Annotated in this window: 5 protein-coding genes; 2 read left to right on the top strand and 3 right to left on the bottom strand. The window is 58.9% G+C overall.

All coding sequences use genetic code 11. The features are described 5' to 3' along the window. On the top strand, nt 1–1,924 hold a 1,924-nt coding region (locus E0E37_RS18570), incomplete at its 5' end, for a hypothetical protein (protein WP_207302962.1). 5 nt (nt 1,925–1,929) lie between these two features. Beyond that, nucleotides 1,930–3,873: a sensor histidine kinase gene (locus E0E37_RS11735; RefSeq protein WP_246019714.1), complete on the top strand. Its 1,944-nt coding sequence runs from the start codon at nt 1,930–1,932 to the stop codon at nt 3,871–3,873. Nucleotides 3,874–3,967: 94 nt separating this feature from the next. On the opposite strand, the gene E0E37_RS11730 is transcribed toward E0E37_RS11735, so the two are convergent. Genes E0E37_RS11730 through E0E37_RS11720 form a run of 3 tightly spaced genes read right to left on the bottom strand, consistent with a single transcriptional unit; the run spans nt 3,968 to nt 17,914 of the window. Continuing rightward, nucleotides 3,968–4,969 carry an S-layer homology domain-containing protein gene (locus tag E0E37_RS11730; protein ID WP_130863223.1) on the bottom strand — a complete coding sequence of 334 codons (1,002 nt, stop codon included), beginning with the start codon at nt 4,967–4,969 and terminating at the stop codon, nt 3,968–3,970. 41 nt (nt 4,970–5,010) lie between these two features. Continuing rightward, nucleotides 5,011–10,212, bottom strand: a complete 5,202-nt coding sequence (locus E0E37_RS11725) for a hypothetical protein (protein WP_130863222.1) — start codon at nt 10,210–10,212, stop codon at nt 5,011–5,013. Between the two features lie 13 nt (nt 10,213–10,225). After that, nucleotides 10,226–17,914, bottom strand: coding sequence for a hypothetical protein (locus E0E37_RS11720; protein WP_130863221.1), 7,689 nt, complete (start codon nt 17,912–17,914; stop codon nt 10,226–10,228). Nucleotides 17,915–18,214 lie beyond the last annotated feature (300 nt).

Here is an 18,214-nt window from a genome sequence, read left to right as displayed (position 1 = left end):
CGCCGCGCCATCAAGCGCGACCACGCCGGCAGGCAATGCCGCGCCCGCCCAGTGCGGCAGCGCCCAGGACCTGCTGCGTTTCTTAACGCAGGATGCGGGGGGCGAGGCGGTCCTGCTGGCGGATATCGAATGGACAGGGCCGGGCACGGACGACTCCATCTTTGTCACCCGCCCCTGCACGGTCCGAACGGACCGTTATTCCATTCACGTTCCTGAGAACAGCGCTTTCATTCTTCTGGGCCCCGTCCGTTTTGAAAAGAATGCCCCGGCGGATCTGGCCGGCCCTCTTTTTACAGCGGAGGGCGATCTGGTCCTGGAAAACGACGTAAACATCCACTTCAAAGGAGACGACTCCCCTGCGATCCAATTTCACCAGAACACTTCCCGCTGGGGCAATGAACTGTCTCTGACAGAATCAGAGCTGTACGCCGAAGGGACAGGCTGCACGGCCCTGCAGATCACAGGCGGCCGTCCCCTTGACCTGAACCGCTGCCGGATCAGCGCCTCAGGCGGGAATTCTACTGCGATCCGCACGGAGGGGCCCGTCCGTCTGGAGCTCTGCAGCGTCACCGCCGGCGCCGCCGCGCCTTCCGGTTCCCAGGACCCTGACTGCGCCGCCGTCCGTACGGCATCGAGCGAGATCACACTGGACTCCTGTCTCGTCTCCCCTCTTCCCTCCGGCGCAGAAATCACATCCCGTCAGGCCGTCAGCTACGGAAGACTCGGCGAAAACGGCCTGTGCTTTACCGCCGGCGCGTCCCGCTCAGAGCTGGACGATCGCCTGAAACGATTTCAGAACGTCGTCTATGTCCTGTACGATCCTGTTGATGAGATCTCCTCCGGCTATCTTTTCGTGGAAACTCCCGTTTCCTGGAGCGGTCTGCCGGATGATCTGGACCTGCCGGGGATCTATTCAGCCACAGTCCATCCACAGGCCCCCTCCTGGTTTCCCGCAGCCCTTCCCCCTTTCACCGTGCCCATCCGGGTCATCGATCCTTCAAGGCCCGCCATCAGCGAAGCTGTGGATTCGGGATCCTGCGCCTCTCTCCGTTTCTTTTCGGAACTCCCGGAGCCGGAAAAAATCCGTCTGCTCTATTCAGCTGACGAGGGACCATGGCTGGACGCGGCGGGCCTGACCCAGACCGCTGTCGGGCCTTCAAAAGCGATCATCGGACCCTTGGAAAAGAATCATACGTACCGCTTTCATATCTCTGTACCAGATTCGGGCATAGACGTCCCGGCTCCCCCTGCGTCAATGCTCACCGCCCCCGGCGATCTTACCTTCCTGCTTTACGATCTGTACTCTCTCAACGGGGGAGGCGACCGGGACGGCGATGGAAGAGACGATCAGGGCGATCTTCCCGATGTGGAGATCATCCCGCCGGACCCGGACGCCGATGATTCCTCCCGTCCCTCGGGCGGCGGGTCCTCCCATCGTCCGCCCCACAGCTCCGGCGTAGGCTCCGATCCAGCCGAAGAACAGCCGCAGGCTCATCTCGACTCCGATCCCGGATCTGACCCCGACTCCGGCGATGGGACGTCCCCGGGCGCACTGTCAGCGGGTCCCGCGGAAACACCCTTCGTTACGGCCCCCGGCGTTGAAACGCCTGCACGGTTTTCCACTGCTCCAGCCGTTGCAGACGGTCTCTCCGCCGCAGGCTCAGCCCTTACCGCGGTTCAGCCAGCCGAAGGCCACGAACTGAAAAAACCAGAAAAACCGGGATCCGGCGATCCGCCGTACCACGGAGACGATAAAACCTCCGCCCCGGCGTCGGGCGCATCACCAGAACCTGCGTCCACTAACACCGCCGGCAATGCGGGACTCTTCGGATCCCGCCTGTGGCCGGACGCCTTTCTGGCTGCGGCAGGCGCTGCCGTTCTTCTGTTCTGCGCCGCATTGATCCTGAAAAAGAAAGGGCGGTGACGGACTTGACCGGCAAAAAGAATCTTTCCTTTGCCCTGATGCTGCTGGCAGTCATTCTTGCGTCGGCGGCCCTGTTTCTCCTCTGCTATCAGTTTGACAACAAGTACACCCGCCCCAGGCCACAGGCCGGTGGAGGGCAGATCCATCTGAACATGGGGTGGTATGACGACGATCCCCTTTTTTATCTGGTGGACGGCTGGTCCTTCTACCAGGGAAAACTGCTGACGCCGGAGGAGATCGCTGATCATTCCCCGGACGCGTCCTTCTATATCGGCCGTTACGGCGGCTTTGATCTGGGCGATCCTCATGCCGACCCCCACGGCCAGGGCACTTATCACATCCAAATTCTAACGGACGGCACAACGCGGCAGTACGCTCTGGAACTGACGGAGATCTACAGCCGATGTCGTCTGTGGATAAACGGCAGGTTGCTGTACAGCTCAGGCTTTGGCGACGACCACGCCGCCGGCAGAGGATTTCTGACCTTCGAGGCAACGGACTCTGTGGATATCGTGGTCCAGGCTTCGGACGACAGCGGCTTTTACAGCGGCATGGTCTATCCTCCCGCTTTCGGCAGCCCCGATCAGGTGGGACGCACGGTCTTTCTCCGCCAGCTGATCCACGGTTCCGCCTGTACTCTGGCTTTGGCTCTGGCTGTTTTCTGCGCGCTGGCCGCGCTGCTTTTCCGGTTTCGCCGCCCCTACGGGACCCTGTCACTGCTCTTCCTGTGTTTCTGCGTCAGTACGGCCTGGCCCCTGCTTCAGATCATGGATCTTTCTTCCGCAGTCTGGCCCGCCGTTGAGCGATGCTGTTATTACGGCATCTTTCTTCTTCTCATTGGCATACAGGGACAGATCTGCATGCTGCCCCGCAGATTTTTTCTGCCCGCCTGCGCCGCAGGCGCTCTGATCTGTCTGAGCGTTCTGCTTCTGCCCCTTTTCCCGGTGACCCACGCAGGCGCCCTCATGGCCTTCTCCCGCGTCCTTGCGGCTTACAAATGGTTCACCGCCGTTTGGCTGCTCTGCACCGCACTATGGGCGACGGCACGCGAAAGGCCGTATTCACGGGCACTTCTGACGGGAAACTGTGTGTTCGCCTCGGCCCTTATCATGGATAAACTGCTGCCCGCCTTTGAGCCCGTTTATCTGGGATGGTTTGTGGAGCTGGCCGGCGGCATCCTGCTCCTTCTCATCGGAGGTATCGCTTTCTACGACACCGTTCAGATCTACCGCACGGACGCGGAGCTGCGGGCCGAGGGCAGGCTGGTGCAGCTTCAGCTTCAGGTACGCTCGGAACATGCCCGTCTGCAGCAGGAGTACGTGCAGCGCACACGGCGTCAGCTCCACGAGAGCCGCAATCGCCTGACTCTGATCTCTCATTATCTGGAAGCCGGGAAACTGGACGAGCTCCGCGGTTATCTGCATGAACTCACAGACTCGATGGAAAAAAATCCGGAGGATGGTCCCTGCCAATATACCGAAAACAATTTAGTGGACGCCATTCTCTCCGTACAGCTGACGCGGGCCGCCAGGGAGAATATCTATGTGGAACAAGAGCTGGACGCGCTCCCCTCCACGCTTCCCTATTCCGACAGCGACCTCACCTCCCTGCTGATGAACCTGCTGAACAACGCGCTGGAAGCGTCCCTGCGGCTCCGCAGTCTTCAGCCCGATCTCCCCTGCTGGATCGACCTGGCCATCCGCCTCTCCGGCGGCAGCCTTGTCATCTCCTGTGTCAACGCGGCTCCCTGCGACAGCGATCCCGCCCGCACCAGCAAGGAAGACCGGCAGGCTCACGGGTTCGGGCTCTCCCTTCTGCGTGAGATCGCAGAAAAATACGGCGGAGACGTAAAGATCCAGCGGCGTGAGGACAGCTTTTCTGTAGTTATCACCCTGGAATACGGGGACACGCCGGTTCCTTCTCCTTCCGCAGGTCCAAAACTGCGCTGAGAAGGATCTCCGGCGAAGCCTTCTATTCTGGTATTTTGAATGTGAAAGGGCCTCCTATGATTTTTATCATAGGAGGCCCTTTTTCAAACAAGATCTACCTGCCGGTCAGCACCTTCTCCATCCACTTGACCATGATAGCCGCGGTCTCGCTGCGGGAAATGGACTTCGCCGGCCCAACGGTGCCATCGGAGTAACCGGATATCACGCCGACGGCCGCCAGGTTCTTCACCGCCTCCGCAGCGTAAGATGGGATCTGCCCCTGATCGGCAAAGTCTGCCGGCGTCTCCGGCGGGTCAAACTTTTTCGCGTTGTAGATCATCGTCATGGCGTCCGCCCTGCTGACGGGCTGGTTCCAGTTGGTCTCCACGCCGTTCTCTGTGGCGCTTCCGCTCATAATTCCAAGCGCGAAGCCGGCCTTGAGGTAGGGAAGAGCCCAGTCCTCGATCTCCGCCAGATCCTTCACCTGCAGGTCGTAATCGCCGTACTTGGAAACGTCGACCTGCAACATTTTCAGCAGCAGAGTCAGGTACTCTGCTCTGGTAATGTTGTCATCCTGCCGGAACAGAAGCCGGCCGTCCTTCTCATAGCCCGCGGTTACGCCCAGGCTTGACAGCCTGTAGATATAACCGGCCGCCCAGTGGGTGGCCGCCACATCCTGGAATGTCTTTTCACCCGACCGCTCCGCGAACATGAACTGTCCGCTCAGATCGTCCAGAGCGCAGGTCAGAACACTTCCCTGACGGCTTTCTTCCTTTATCAGCTCCCAGTTATCGAAATAACTGTTGTAGCGGTACAGACCCGCCGTCCCCGGGATATCCGCGGCCGCGTCTCCGTCCGGTCCCACAGATCCGTCCGCCGCAGCGGCGTCGAAACGGAGGATGACCGGCTTGGCGAAATTCTCATTGTAAAGCTTTTCAAAGGAGAACTGTCCGCTGAGAGCCTTGTCCCCTCCGGCCAGCATCGAAGTGTCTGCAGCGGGATTCTTTTTGTACATCACGATTCTGTTTTCTCTGGCAACAGTGCCCACGGGCACCACCACCGTGACGTTTTCCGCGGTCTGCACGCTGGTCTGACGGGTGGGATGGGCCTCGATCACCTTGATGATATTCTCCTGGCCCAGTTTATCCGTCAGTGCTTTCAGGTCGGCCGCCAGCCGTGCTGGGCCGCCGCCGCGTTGGAGACTGCACTGCCGGCCGCCGCCGCGCTTGACAGCGCCATATTGGAGGCCGCGCCCTCAGCCGGGCGGATCACGATAGATGCCGCCCTCTCGCTGACGCCGGAGATCTTCAGCCCGCCGGTCACGGCGGAGGCGGTGATGATGCTGCCGCCCTCAGTGAACAGGATGGGCGCCGTGGTATCTTTCGTGAATGCAAACACGCCCTCCTTCTTCGTCAGATCGCTGCGCGCCGTATCTCCGCCCCGGTTTCTGGCCGTGTACACCACAGAGTGATCGCCGTCCTCCAGGGGCACGGACACCTCCCAGACGCTCTTATACTCGTCGGGATAGCTGTAGACCGAACCGTTGACGGTCAGCGAGAGCCGCACATCCTGATCAAAGGTATATTTCGCCGTAAAACGATCTCCCTTCAGCCATCTGCTTCCGTTTTTCTCTTCCAGCGCGTCGGTCTGCATCCCGATGAGCTTCGGCGTGTTGACCGCCGGCAGTTCCACAGGGGCGGAGTCGGTGGAAGAGCCGTAGAACACCCGATTCTCATCGTACGCGCCGCCGGTCTGAGGCGCAAACTTTGCAGGAGTCACGGTGACGTGATAGCTCTCCCCCGGTGTGAGCGGCCGGATCGCGTAGGTATCCCGGACGGCGCTGCCGCCGGCCTCCAGAGCGCTGCCGCTGGTTCCCAGTGCAGAGCCGCTTGTTTCCGGGACGCCGGCGCTTGTCCCGGCGGCCAGGAAGCCCGAAACGGTTTTGCCGCCGCCCACGTAGATATTGTCCGCGCCTTCAATGCCGGACCGAAGCATCTCATAACCCGGCACCGGATGACCGGAACCGTCCTTCAGCTCCACGAACAGATCGGTGACTCCTTCCGCCTTCGCCCTCTCGATGCCGCCCATGCTGACGCGGAAGGCTCCGTCCCCCGCCGGGATCAGCACAGCGCTGCTCAGCGGGGAGGGCTGCTCCGCGTTTGTCCAGCTGATGGGGTTGGCCTTGTCCACACAGGTGAACGCGGTCTCCCCCTCCGTCATCAGCGAGTAGACGGCGTAATACGTCCCAGTGGCCAGAGTGTCGGGGATCGGCAGCGTTCCGCCGGATATCCCGCTTCCTGTGATAGGGGCGCTGTTCACCGGCGTGCCCAGCTGGTTTTTCCTCTCCGGATCTGCACTGTACGCCTGCCTGCCCTGGGCCTCAAGCGTCTCCAGCGCGTCCGGATTCTCGGTCAGATAGACCTGCAGCTGTGAATGATCCTTCAGACCCTCCGTGGCAGTCGTGTAGCGGAAGCTCCCGCCGCTGCCGCTGTACGAGGTCTGGGCGCTTGTCAGTCTGGCCACCGCCCCCGCGCCGTATACGGCGTAGTTTTCGGTGTCCACCGCGGAGGAAGGGGTGAAACCGACTTTTATGACCGTTCCTTCGCTGTACTTATCACTGTGGACGGACAGCAGCAGTCTCTGCTTCCCGGAGTTTATCATGAAGTTGCCTTCGCCGGACGTTAGATCCGCCTGTGTGAGCGGCACTTCGGCGCCGTCCGCCGTCAGCTTGACGTCTCCGATGGCCGGCGCGGCGGCGTAGGGGATCTCGATAAACAGCGTGGAGGCCGCGGCCATGGCGTCGTCCACCGTAAAGCTCAGGGATTTTTCTGTTTCATCGCCGAAGACAGCCGGGCTGCGACTTCCGGAACGTCCGCTTCCGAATACCGGCGCTCCGTTCTCATTGACTGCCAGCGGACTGATGTTGGAGCCGTAGAGCACCCGGCCCTCCGTATCGAACTCAGCCCCTTCCGCCCTTGCGGACAGAACGCTGTCCAGCATGGAACCGGGCGCGTACATCGGTTCGCTTCCGGAGCTCACGTCCACGCCGTCGCTGCCCCAGTAGTAGACCACATTCACATAGTCGCCCATAAACTTGGCGCTGGCTCCCACCGATCTGGTGGACAGGTAACCTTCCGCGTTGGCGATCTGCATGCCTCCCATGATCGGTATGATGTCGGGCACGTTCACATTTCCGAAGAGAACGCCCCTCAGCTCGCCGTCCCCCATATGCACGGTGACGCCGCCCACGATAGCGCTGGAGAGGATCTCCACCTGGCCCGTGAGCGTGGCGTAGAAGGGGCTGGCCCACTGGGCCTCAAAGATTCCCTTCAGCGTGACAGATGGGATATTGGCCATCCCCAGCGTCGCTTCCCCGTAAAAGCTTCTGGGGGATATGCGGATCTCGCCTCCCCCGCGCAGGACTTCAAAGAGATCGACCCCCACGCCCAGTTTGATGGTCACCGGGGGCAGCCCCTCGAAGTTCCCGCTGAGTGTGTCGTAGATATCGCTGATGCCGCCTTCCAAAGCGTTCAGCGACATGACCGGCGGGATGATCCGCACTGACTGCAGGCCTCCCAGGCCGAATTCCATGGAGTCAGGAACGGGGATCTTTACCTTCTGATCCTCCGAGACCGGCAGCATCTTGATGCTGAGGGTCGCGGAACACTCGACGACCTTCAGGCCCACGCCTCCCTGGATCGAGTAGACGTTATCAATGGTGTTGATGGTCAGCGTCATGCTGGGCCCCGCCTTCACCATATCGCCGAAAAAGGCTTCCGGCAGGCTGGCTTCCACCGTGGTGTTGATGCCCAAAAATCCCACGCTGCCGTCCTTTTTCTGTCCGAACATAATGTCGTCGATGGCCACCGACGCCCCAAGACCCGCCAGACTGTTCAGCGGGTTGCCGCCGCCCGATTTATCACCCTCCTCCGGTTTATTGCCGGAATCGGCCTCGGGCGTGGGCACGGGCACTTTGGCGTCCGATCCCTCCGTGCCGCCGGAACTGCCGGAGCCGCCGCCCTCTTCCTCGTCGCCGCCCCCAGGCAGACCGGGGATCTCGAAGAAATTGAGAGCCACTTTCCCGCCAAAATTCACGGCGTAGCCCTTGCTCTCCTCGGGATCGTAAGCTCCGCCCAGTGAAGACCAGTCCTCGGTCAGCGTGCCGTAGTTGAGCTGGAACAGGAAACCCGCCACCTTCTGCAGTATGCCCATGCCTCCGGTGGCGTCTATGGTGATATCTCTGGTCAGCAGCTCCTTTTGGGGATTATCCACATTCTCCAGCTTTTCTCTGTTGTGGGTATAGTAAAATCCATTGTCAAACTGGATCTCAAAGCCCCACTTGAAGAAGGTCATGCCGCCTACCACGCCCAGATCTCCGCCGCCGTGGACGCGGATCCCCTTCACGCTTCCGTTATCCTTTATTTCGGTGAGATACAGCAGCTCGTCTGTGTTGCCGTAGGTGAGGATGTTGTTGATGGTCACCTGATCGTCGTTGGGATCGGCGTAATAGAACTGATCGGAGCCGTCGTCGTAATACTTCACGGCTCCCCGGAGCTCAAGCATGATCTCTTCGTAGGGACAGTCCATGCCCCGCAGTCCCCGGTCCTCCACGTACTGTTCAAATTCCTCCTCCGTCTCAAAGGGGACGATGACGTAAGAGGTTCCCCGGTTCCCCGTCCTCATGACGGTAAGAACGCCGTATGTCTTGGTCACCAGCTCCGGGTTGTTGGATACCAGCAGCGTGCCGTCCGGAATGATCCTTCCGCTGCCGTTGTCGAACAGGCCCGCCAGTCCCCCGGTAAAACGGAATACCAGCCGGTAGGTCCCCATGGCCATGTCTCCGGAATACCGGACCACCAGCGTGTCGGAGTTCTTTCCGATGAAGCTCACGTCCGACTTGACGCACTGATAGACCGCCCCGGTGTCCACGTTTTCAAAGTAAGCGTTCCACTGGGTCCCGTATGTATTTTTCAGGGTGGCCTCGCTGAAGCTTCCCTTCAGCGTCACCATCTTCGTGCCGCGGAAATAGACCTCCCCCGGCTCCATACTGTCTACGGTGAAATCCGGCAGGTTCCCCTCCACGGAGGGAAGCAGCACGTAATCCCGGTAGAGTACCTCCGACAGACTGGTGCTCAAAGACGCGACGAATTCCGAGGAAATATAGTAGGTCTGCTCCTTCGCCCGGAAGGTCCACTCGTAGGTCAGGATATCGCCGGGGCTGATGATGCCGATGCCCAGCACAGAGCCTGACGCGTCGCAGCCGGAGGGCTTTTGGATCACCTCCAGATTGTCCTCAAAGTTCAGCATAACGACGGAGTTGTTGTGCGTCTCTGCGTTGTCGATGGTGTTGTCGATCTTGACGGACAGCGTAAACTCCCCGTTGTTCTTATAACCGTCTCCGGTCTCGTTTAGCTCCGGCGCATTGCTGAAGCTCATGGAAACGTTAGGGCCGTTCTCCGTCTTCTGATAGGAAAAATCTCCCACTCCGTACATCAGCTCCAGCGTGCGCTCCGACCCCTGGGCGCAGCTCTTCGGACTGAAGTAATACAGCGATGCAGTATCCGCCGTATTCAGGCTGTTGGAAACGGAGGTGAAGCGCATGCTGCGGTCTGCCGTGTAGTCCCACTTCGTGTTGGCCAGATTCCACCAGTGTCCCACCACCGCCCGGTCCGGCGTCTCCGCGCCGGACCAGCTGTTGAGAATGGCGTAGGCCATCACGTTGGGATTGCCGTAGTCGTCCATGAATCGCAGCTGAGTCGGCACCGCCGTTCCGCCTGCGTCGTCCATATCGCTCTCATAGAACATCGGCATACCGCCCTCGGCGATGACAAAAGGCGCGTCGTTTTCGCCCAGCGCATTATCCAGAAGCACCCGGATCCCCACCTGCGGGTTCCCGGCGGCGCCGACGTTTTTGACCGTATAACGCAGGCCTACATTGCCGCTCAGCGGGTTCACCGCGTCGCTCTTCAGCTCCGCCAGCTGGGTGATCTGGATCCCCTTTATGGTCCAGCTGATGCTCAACGTCTGATTGCCCGGATCCTGCACGGGCTGGGAGAGCTGACTGTCCAGTCCGAGAAATCCGTAATCCTTCCCGAACACGTAGTCCTCCCCGTCGATGCGGACTGTAGTGTAGCTGGTCTGACTGCCTCCGTCATAGAGCAGGGGCATATTATTGTCCTTCGCCTTCTGCGGATGTCCTTCCAGCGTGCCGACCATGAACGCCCCTGTTTTCGTGTTGAGGGTATATTTCATATAGGTGTTGCTCAGCGTCAGCTCCGTGTCCTCCGCCGCAGATACGCCGGCCGGCGCCGGTCCCAGGACCAGGATCAGGGCGAGAAGACCTGCGATCATTCGTTTCATCATATGCCTCCTTTCAGTTCACCCAGATTTTAACGGTAAAGGACTCCATGGTGCCTGTGCGCACCAATACGGTATACCACCGTCTGGGAGTCACCTGCTGCACGAAGCTCTTCCCGTCCGGGCCCGGCGTCATGGGAACGCCCCTCCGCTTCAGTTCCGCCGCATTGTACTTGCCCGCCGCCATGGAGGCGAACAGCTGACCGCTGTAATTTTCCACGCTGACGGTGATCTGGCCTCCGAAGCTCTCCGCCGTGTCGCCGTCTGGAAGCTTTCCGTCTACCAGCACGCACAGGTCGTCCTTGCCGAACAGCCGTATGGTGCGGGCAACGGCAGTCTCGTTCCCGGCGGCGTCCACCGCCGAGTAGGTGATGGTGTAGGGCTTTTTCATGTCGAAGGTGTTGGCCGACAGATCATTGGGATCGAAGCTGCCGAAGTCGATCCTGACGTCCTCTTTTTTCATGGCCGTATACGCCCCGTCCTTAAAGTCGCCCGCAGTAAAATCATAGAGATCGTTTTTATCGTAAGCCGCCTGATTCTGCTCAAAATAAGCAAGCGTCTGCCCATTGTTGAACACGATCACCGGGAATCCCTTATCTATGACGTCGGTCTTGAACAGCAGATTTGTGGCGGCGGTCCGCTGATCCTCGAATACGAAGTTCTGCGTCACGTTGCCAGGCAGCGTCTTCACGAAGGTATCCGCGTAGTCCGCTCCCTTTTTCCCGACCTCCCTGACAGGCAGATTGGTCTTGATCGTGAGCTCCATATCCTGATTGGTGACCGGATAGTCCTTTTCCAATATTTCTACGTACCTGTTTACCGGCGCTTTGTTTCCCGTCACCACAGCGTCCGATGCATTGTACTGCCAGGCTACGTCGGTGACCTCCGGCAGCGCGCTGCTCAGACCGTCGATCACAAGATCAATGGTCTGGGTGTTTCCCACCAGGTCGGAAAGGATGAGACGGTAGAGACCGTTTCTGCGGATGCGGACCGCCTGGATCCGGTCCAGCGTGGTCCCTGTTTCGGCGCTGCCGCCCACAAAACCGGCGTCCAGCTGCCGGAAGGAATCCAGTGTGATCTCCGACATAGGATCGTCGCCGCCGGCCGGCTCAAAGGTCACCAGCGCGGATTCCGTGGTGTAGGCGACGTTGGCCTGGACCTGCGGCGGCGCGGCGTCGATATTGGACACCGCCGCCGTTTTTTCCACCCGGTAAGCCGCCGTAGAAGCCACCACGTCCACGGTTCCGTTGGTACTGAACTGGAACCGGTTTCCGGCCAGCCGCTTCACCGCTCCGGTGGAAGAGGTCACCGTGACCGACGCGGTCTGGTTCGTAACCGCCCGCACGATGACGGGATTTCTGGTGAGCGTGTCCTCCGGGATGGAGTAGGTAAAGGTCAGTTCCAGCGGCTTGTCCACAATACCGCCCCCTGCGATATTGTCCACGGTCAGACTGCCGGAATGCACCGTATACTGGCCCTTTGTAACCGTATACGTATAGATATCGTTCTTTTTCGTCACCGCCGTCATTTCTCTGTACGATCTCCCGTTCAGCGGGACCATTCCGTTATCCTTCAGCGGCACCGCCTGCCCCCTGCTGTCCTTCAGACTGATGTCGGAAGCCTGAAGATCGGAGGCCAGCACATCCAGCGTGATCGTGACCTGCTCCGCCTCCGGCGTTTTCGGCGTCCAGTCCGCCAGAGCGAAGGCCGCCGGCGAGGGCTGGCTGTAGCCGGTAGTCTCGTTTGTCACATTTCCATCCTTCTCCACCTCGAAAACGAAGGTCCCGCTCTGGCCCGGCAGGAAGGCGTAATCGGGAGAGCCTCCGTTGTTTCGGATGGCCGTGCCGCTGGTCAGCAGCTCGATCCTGGCAAACACCACGCTGTAGTTCATGCCTGGAACCGCCGTCTTCCAATTTCCATCCGCATCCTGATACTGGTAGCTCAGCCTGTAATCGTATCCCTTCTTCGGTCCCGGCATCCCCGGGTCCGGAACATCGCCGCCGTAGACGCCGCTGACTTCTCCTATGATCCCGGCGCGATTTACCGCCTTTGCGTCGAGCTTCACGATGGAGTCCTCGGAAAACACTCTGTAATAGGAAGACGCGCCCAGACCGTCCGCCTGTGTCTGCTCCACACCGTCGATCCATACCTGAAGCTGATCGAGACCGGACCTTCCGTCGTAGGCGGAGACAGCCAGCGCCCAGCTTCCTGGCGTGGACACTGATCCGATCGCTCCCCCTGTCAGCAGGCGCACGTCGATATTGGGCTTCGTGCCCTGTACCTTGAATTTTACCGCGATGTCCCGTTCCTGTCCCAGGGTGACGTTCACCGCTTTGATCACAGTATCCCTGCCGAAGGGATCTGCCGGACTGGCCTCGTTGGGCCGCAGCAGCAGCTTTTTATAGACCGTGACGCCCTGTGCGGCCAGAGCCGCCAGCCGCTCGTTTCCCGAAAGCTCGGCAGAGCCGGCTTGCTGGGAATTTCTCCTGTCCACCACCGGGATCAGACTGGCTTCATTCTCAAAATAATAGTACTCTTCTTCCCCCTGGCCGGGTTCAACGGACAGGGCCAGATCCTTCATCTCCCCCGCGCCGCCGTCCTCATACAGAGGGATCCAGTCGCTTCCGTTCCACAGAGTCTTCTCTCCGTAGTCCGTGTAATACTCCACTTTCGTGGAGATAGCCGGATACGTGATATCGTAATCCGCCTCGTCAATGGATATGACTTCGAGGCTGCTGCCTCTGTAATTGGTAAACAGCAGCTCGAATGTCTTCCCGGGGGTGAAGAACAGCTCCTGTTCATGAATGAATTGATCCTCGGGAGCGTTCATCGCATAGTTCTTTACCACCGCCATCATTTTATCGTAACGCTCCGGCTCTTCATATTCCATACTGCTCAAATACAAAGCGGCGTCGGTGACGTCGGCGCCGATGAACTCTGACAACATCTCCCGGCTGACCGGAAGAACCGTGCGTTCCATGGGCATAGTTCCCTTCACCGTCTGGATACCCGCTGCCTGCGACTCGTCGAAGAAGATCTTAGGCGTATATCGTCCCAGCTCGCCGGGCCTGGACACGAATACGCCGCCTGCCCATGACGGCCTGAAGTCGCCGCTTGCCGGCGTATAGGAGGTGATTATGGGCACCCACACTTCGCCCCCCGGCGTCTGAAGCTTCGCGCTGACCCAGAGAGCAGCGCCTGCCGGCACTTCCTTCAGCACCACGGAATAGGATTCCATCGCGCGGATGAAAGCGCCCTCCGTCGTACCTGAATATAAGTCCTGGTATGTCACATCCAGTACCCGGCGGCTCAGAGTCAATCGTCCGTCGTTCTGATACTCCCTGAATCGGTCCACATCGGCCTGGGTCACCGGAAACGCCTTCAGATCCACAGCGCCAAGCTGACTGTCTCCGTTCTGGTCCGGCACGTCTCCATATCCATTCAGACCTGTGGTTGGGGCGGACAACGCGAATTCAACCGCTGGATACAGATACGAGTAGAACTCGAATCCATTTCTCTCGTATCCGGCGTATCCGCCCTTAAATCCCACGTTAGAAACGGGATCTGAGGTCGTCAGTCCGTCTTCTTCGGTCCATTTCCATTTCTGATTGCTCTCCTTGAAGGCGGCGTACGGTCCCTCCGCGTTTTCCACCACCGACTGCTCCGGGTCCGCCGCCTGCTCTGGGAGATAATCTACTTTTATTTTCTTTTCTTCCATTCTGAACGATACGTCACGGTCCAGCCCCCTGGCCTGAAAGACGGGCGTCAGAGTCACCGTGCAGTTTTTCCTGATCTTTATGCTGTCCACAAAGCCGTCGGAGGAGATCACTTCCACGTAATCCGAATAATTCCGATAGTCCACGCCATTGGTTTCATCGTAGTGGATCACATCGTAAGGCATTGTCTTGTTGTCGTGGGAGACCTGAGTCTCCGTGATGCTCAGGCCCGCTATCGTCGTGACTCCCACTATACCGTAGGGGTCTGTCTTCCTGAATTCGTACTCCGCCGTCCCCGCGCCGCCGGTCTTTTCCATGAGCTGAGGCGCATAATTCAGGCCGTACTCCGGCACGGCCCTCACCGCGGGGATCTCCGTGTAGCCGCCCCGTATATAACCGCCCATATCCGTCGCCACGCCGACCAGACCCCCGTCGCCCACCCCGCAGATCGGAGCGTCCTGGGCGTTCCCTTCCAGGCAGCCGGAAGCCTCGTTGTACTCCACATCGTAGGAGAGATCCGGTCTGTATATTCCGGCTTTCGTGCCCAGCAGACTGGCTGCTCTCACCTGGGTGCACCTGCCGTCAGGATAGAGATCGTAATTGTGAAACTCAAGGGAATAAGCCAGATCCGCCGTAAGGGAACCATTGGTCTTTTCCGCAAAGAGAAGACTTCCCCCATCCAGCAGGTCCCCTCCCGTCAAAACGCCTGTGCAGTCCCCCGAAAGCCTGATATTTTCTATATTCAGCTTCCAGTCCGTCTGAGAATTGTCGTATCTGAAAGGTCCGAAGACCGCGGAGGTCATTCCGAGCGCATTCTCCGCTTCCACGTACAGCTCGTAGTACCCGGAGCTCAGTCCGCCTCCCGTGGTCAGGCCGTCGCCGCCCAGCAGCGCCGGGTCGATGCTCAGATGACCTTCCTCCAGGGCGCTGTCGCTCATAACATCGCCTGCCTCAAACCCTGCTGCTCCCTCTCCGATAGCCGCGCCGGTGATTTCGCCGGGCCTACGGATCTCCCAGTAACCACCCGTTATCTCGGCTGTAGACGACAGATCGATCTGCAGCGGCTGGCCCGCATACCGCTGTGGTTCCCCTAACGTCCTGCATGCCACCGCCGGCTTTTCCGTACAAAAATCGAAGGTATATTCCGCGCTGACTACACTGTCCAGCTGCTCCCACGGCGTCCCTTTTACGGGATCGGAGATGATGATGCTGAGCCGGTAAGGGTGGTTGAAATAAGTGGAGCGATAGGCTGGAGCGATCATTGGACTCCACCTGAGCTGATCCTCCTTGCTGCCGATAGCCGGATCCGAGCTTCTATGCATCGTATAAGGCTGGCTCACGTAATCGAGATTCGCCCCGGGGATGAGATTCGTCCAGCAATACCAGACCTCGTAGCCTTCCACCGTATCGCCGAAATCCACATTGACCTCCGTGACAGGTCCGTCGCCTGACGTTTCCTGACCGTCGAAAAACCTGGTTACTGTTATGGCTCCTTCGCTTACGGACTCCAGATTTCTGTAGGTCACTGCCTGGCTGCGCGGCTTCCGCTCCTGTTCCCTGGAGTCATTCCCCAACTGATCCACAGCATAGTACTCCAGGGCGCCGACGAAGGTGCTCTTGGCCGGGATCGTCAGCGGCGCCGTCCAGGTCCCGTCGGATTCCTCCTGAGCATCCAGCCAGCCCTCATCTGCGCCCGGCTTCTCACCGCCTTTAATATAGCGGTATTTCACCGCTATTACGGGGCTGACGTCCTTCGCCTGGATGATCCAGCTCACCGACTGCTCCAGACTTCCGTCCGAATCGACGAACTCTTCACCGGGGCTGGCGGAGAGTTCCGGAGCTTTGTTGTCCAGCTTCACCTCCCCGACGGCGGAGATCTTTCTGGTGTTTGCGTCCATGGCCGACAGGCCGATATTCACGATCTGGTCTATGTACTGGTCCTGTGTCGAGCTTACGGTCATGGCAGATCGGCTCTCTCCATCCAGATTAGCCGCCACATTGTAGCCATACCAGTATCCGGCCGGCTGATCGAGCCGGCCTCGCACGTCGTCCTCCTCCACCAAGTTTCCTTCTCCATCGCGCAGCTCAATGGTGGACATGCTGCGCTTCGTCGACAGGAGCATGGTCACCATGCCCTTCATCGCTCTCAGCCTGCTGCTGTCGGAATCCTGGCCGGCCAGCATATAGTACGGCGTGCTGGTTGGATACACTTCCTCGTCGTCGCCGGCCGCATAAAGTTTCCAGCCCCTGGCGTATCCTGTATCCGAGACGTTTTGGATCTTTTCATTCTTATATCTCAGGTCGTTATCCAACGGTTCGGCTACAATATCAACTTTCGCCTGAGACTGACGGAAGAACTGTCTGGGCAGTATTGTCTCATACGCGGTCACGCCTCCGATCTCAGTCCTCTCCGCTTTTATATTGGTGTAAAATGATTCCTCCCCAAGCGCGGTTCCCTGGCGCGTCTGAAAGCTCTGCAGCTCCTCATAGCTGTTGTAGTCCGACCACATTTTTCGTGAAAAGGGGGTCGTCTCCCAGAAACCCGGCGGATGTATTCCGATCGCAGCGCTGGTCAGCAGGGCTCCGCGGAGATCCCAGTATTCCACCGACCTGCCATTTTCATAGACCAGGTGGGTGGACGTCACATCGTCCCCGCAGTACAGATCGATCATCCCATTGCGCAGAGCCGGGTCTGTCGTATAACCCGGCCAGGAACCATAGCGGGCGTCAAGCTTGTAGATGCCCTCCGATCCCTCCACATATTCAAACACAAGCCCCTTCTTCAGCGGCTCCTCTGTCCGGTGAATGCCGTCGGGCGCAGGCTTGTAGATCGCCGCCTTAAACCCCTGCGGATATGTGCGGAGAGGCTCTATGTTGAGCTTGATATACACATTCTGATCTTCATCCGGCAGGTGTTCTCCCAACAGCTGCTGGATATAGTAACGGGGCATGTCCTCATAGTGAGGATTCACAACGGTTACAGAATCCATCCCCGGCGTGCGCGTATCAAAAGCGGCTCCCCTCATGGTATAGCTTCTGCTGCTGTTTCCCATGCTGTTTTGGCCGAAATAATCCCTGACGGTTTTGGCCGGATCGTTGGGGTCTGCGTTATAAAAGATCACGTCCGAACCCACGATGCCGTCAGGCACTCTGACTTCGTACTCGAACTGTGTGAACTCGCTGTCCCCAACCATGCCCTGATAAGTAAATCTCAGCGGGACTTTACCTCCCATCAGCATTCTCAGATTCTCCGCTCCGGCAGGGTCTACAGGCTCGTCGAAGGTCACTCTCACGATGATCTTCGATCGCCGGCCATACAGGTCTCCGCCCAGCGGTTCTCCCCCGGAGACATAGTCCACGGAGGAGACCTGAGGCGGCTTCAGATCCCGAAGCATGACAAAGCACTGGGTCCACTGAGGTATCTCCCCGTCGCTCACATCGGTCCAGCCCCCGCTCCAATCCGGGAGGACCGGCATATCTCTGATATCGTAGGCCCAGGAGCATTCCTCCATATCGGACACATCGTACCACTGACTGAAACGGATAAACTGATCATCTCTGCCCGGCAGCGACTTCTGCGTTTCCTTTGCCGTGTAGAAGCTGCCGCCCTTCATGGTTCCCACCGTGTCCGTGGCGGTGACCACGCCCGCCATCTGCATCTCCACGTTGCCCGGCTTTTCAAAAGCCCTGCGCAGCACCGGCGTTTCCCTGGCGATCCCTTTGGGGTAGATGTACGTGCCTCCCCCCTTGCTCTCCACAAAGCCCGCGCTGCGGAAAGCTTCCACGTTGTTATAGGCGGAGAACTGCTCCTGGGAGGGACGTTCCTCCTCCGGATCCGTGCCTCCGCCGTCGGCCCTGAAAAATTTCAGCTTCGCGTACAGATCGCCGGCTGCCGTCTGCGCCCCGTACGCGGTCAGCGCGGCCGGCGCTGAAAACGCCAGATTGACGGTCAGCAAGAGAACCATAACAAATGCCGTCTGCTTTTTCATATCATCACGCTCCTGTTTTCCACATTCTGTTCAGCCCGCGGTCCTGTCCGCCGCGTTTTATTCTTTTATTATACCGAAGCTCAATTTGAATCATAATCGGCCCGTATGAGGCTTCTCCGACATTTTTTCAGTTTTTTTAACGTTCAAAAGACAGGACGGGCTGAGGTTTTTTTGCCGTCCGGCCGCATCCTGTTCGTATCTGTAAATATTTATGTTGTCTATTTCTCATACCGGATGAGATAAAAAAAGAAAAACTTCCGAATTTACGCTTACAATTTGTTGAGCTTTGGTTCGTATTCG

It is taken from the genome of Bacilliculturomica massiliensis, from assembly GCF_900605495.1.
Taxonomy (GTDB): domain Bacteria; phylum Bacillota; class Clostridia; order Peptostreptococcales; family Anaerovoracaceae; genus Bacilliculturomica; species Bacilliculturomica massiliensis.
This window is presented reverse-complemented; position numbering and strand designations above follow the sequence as displayed.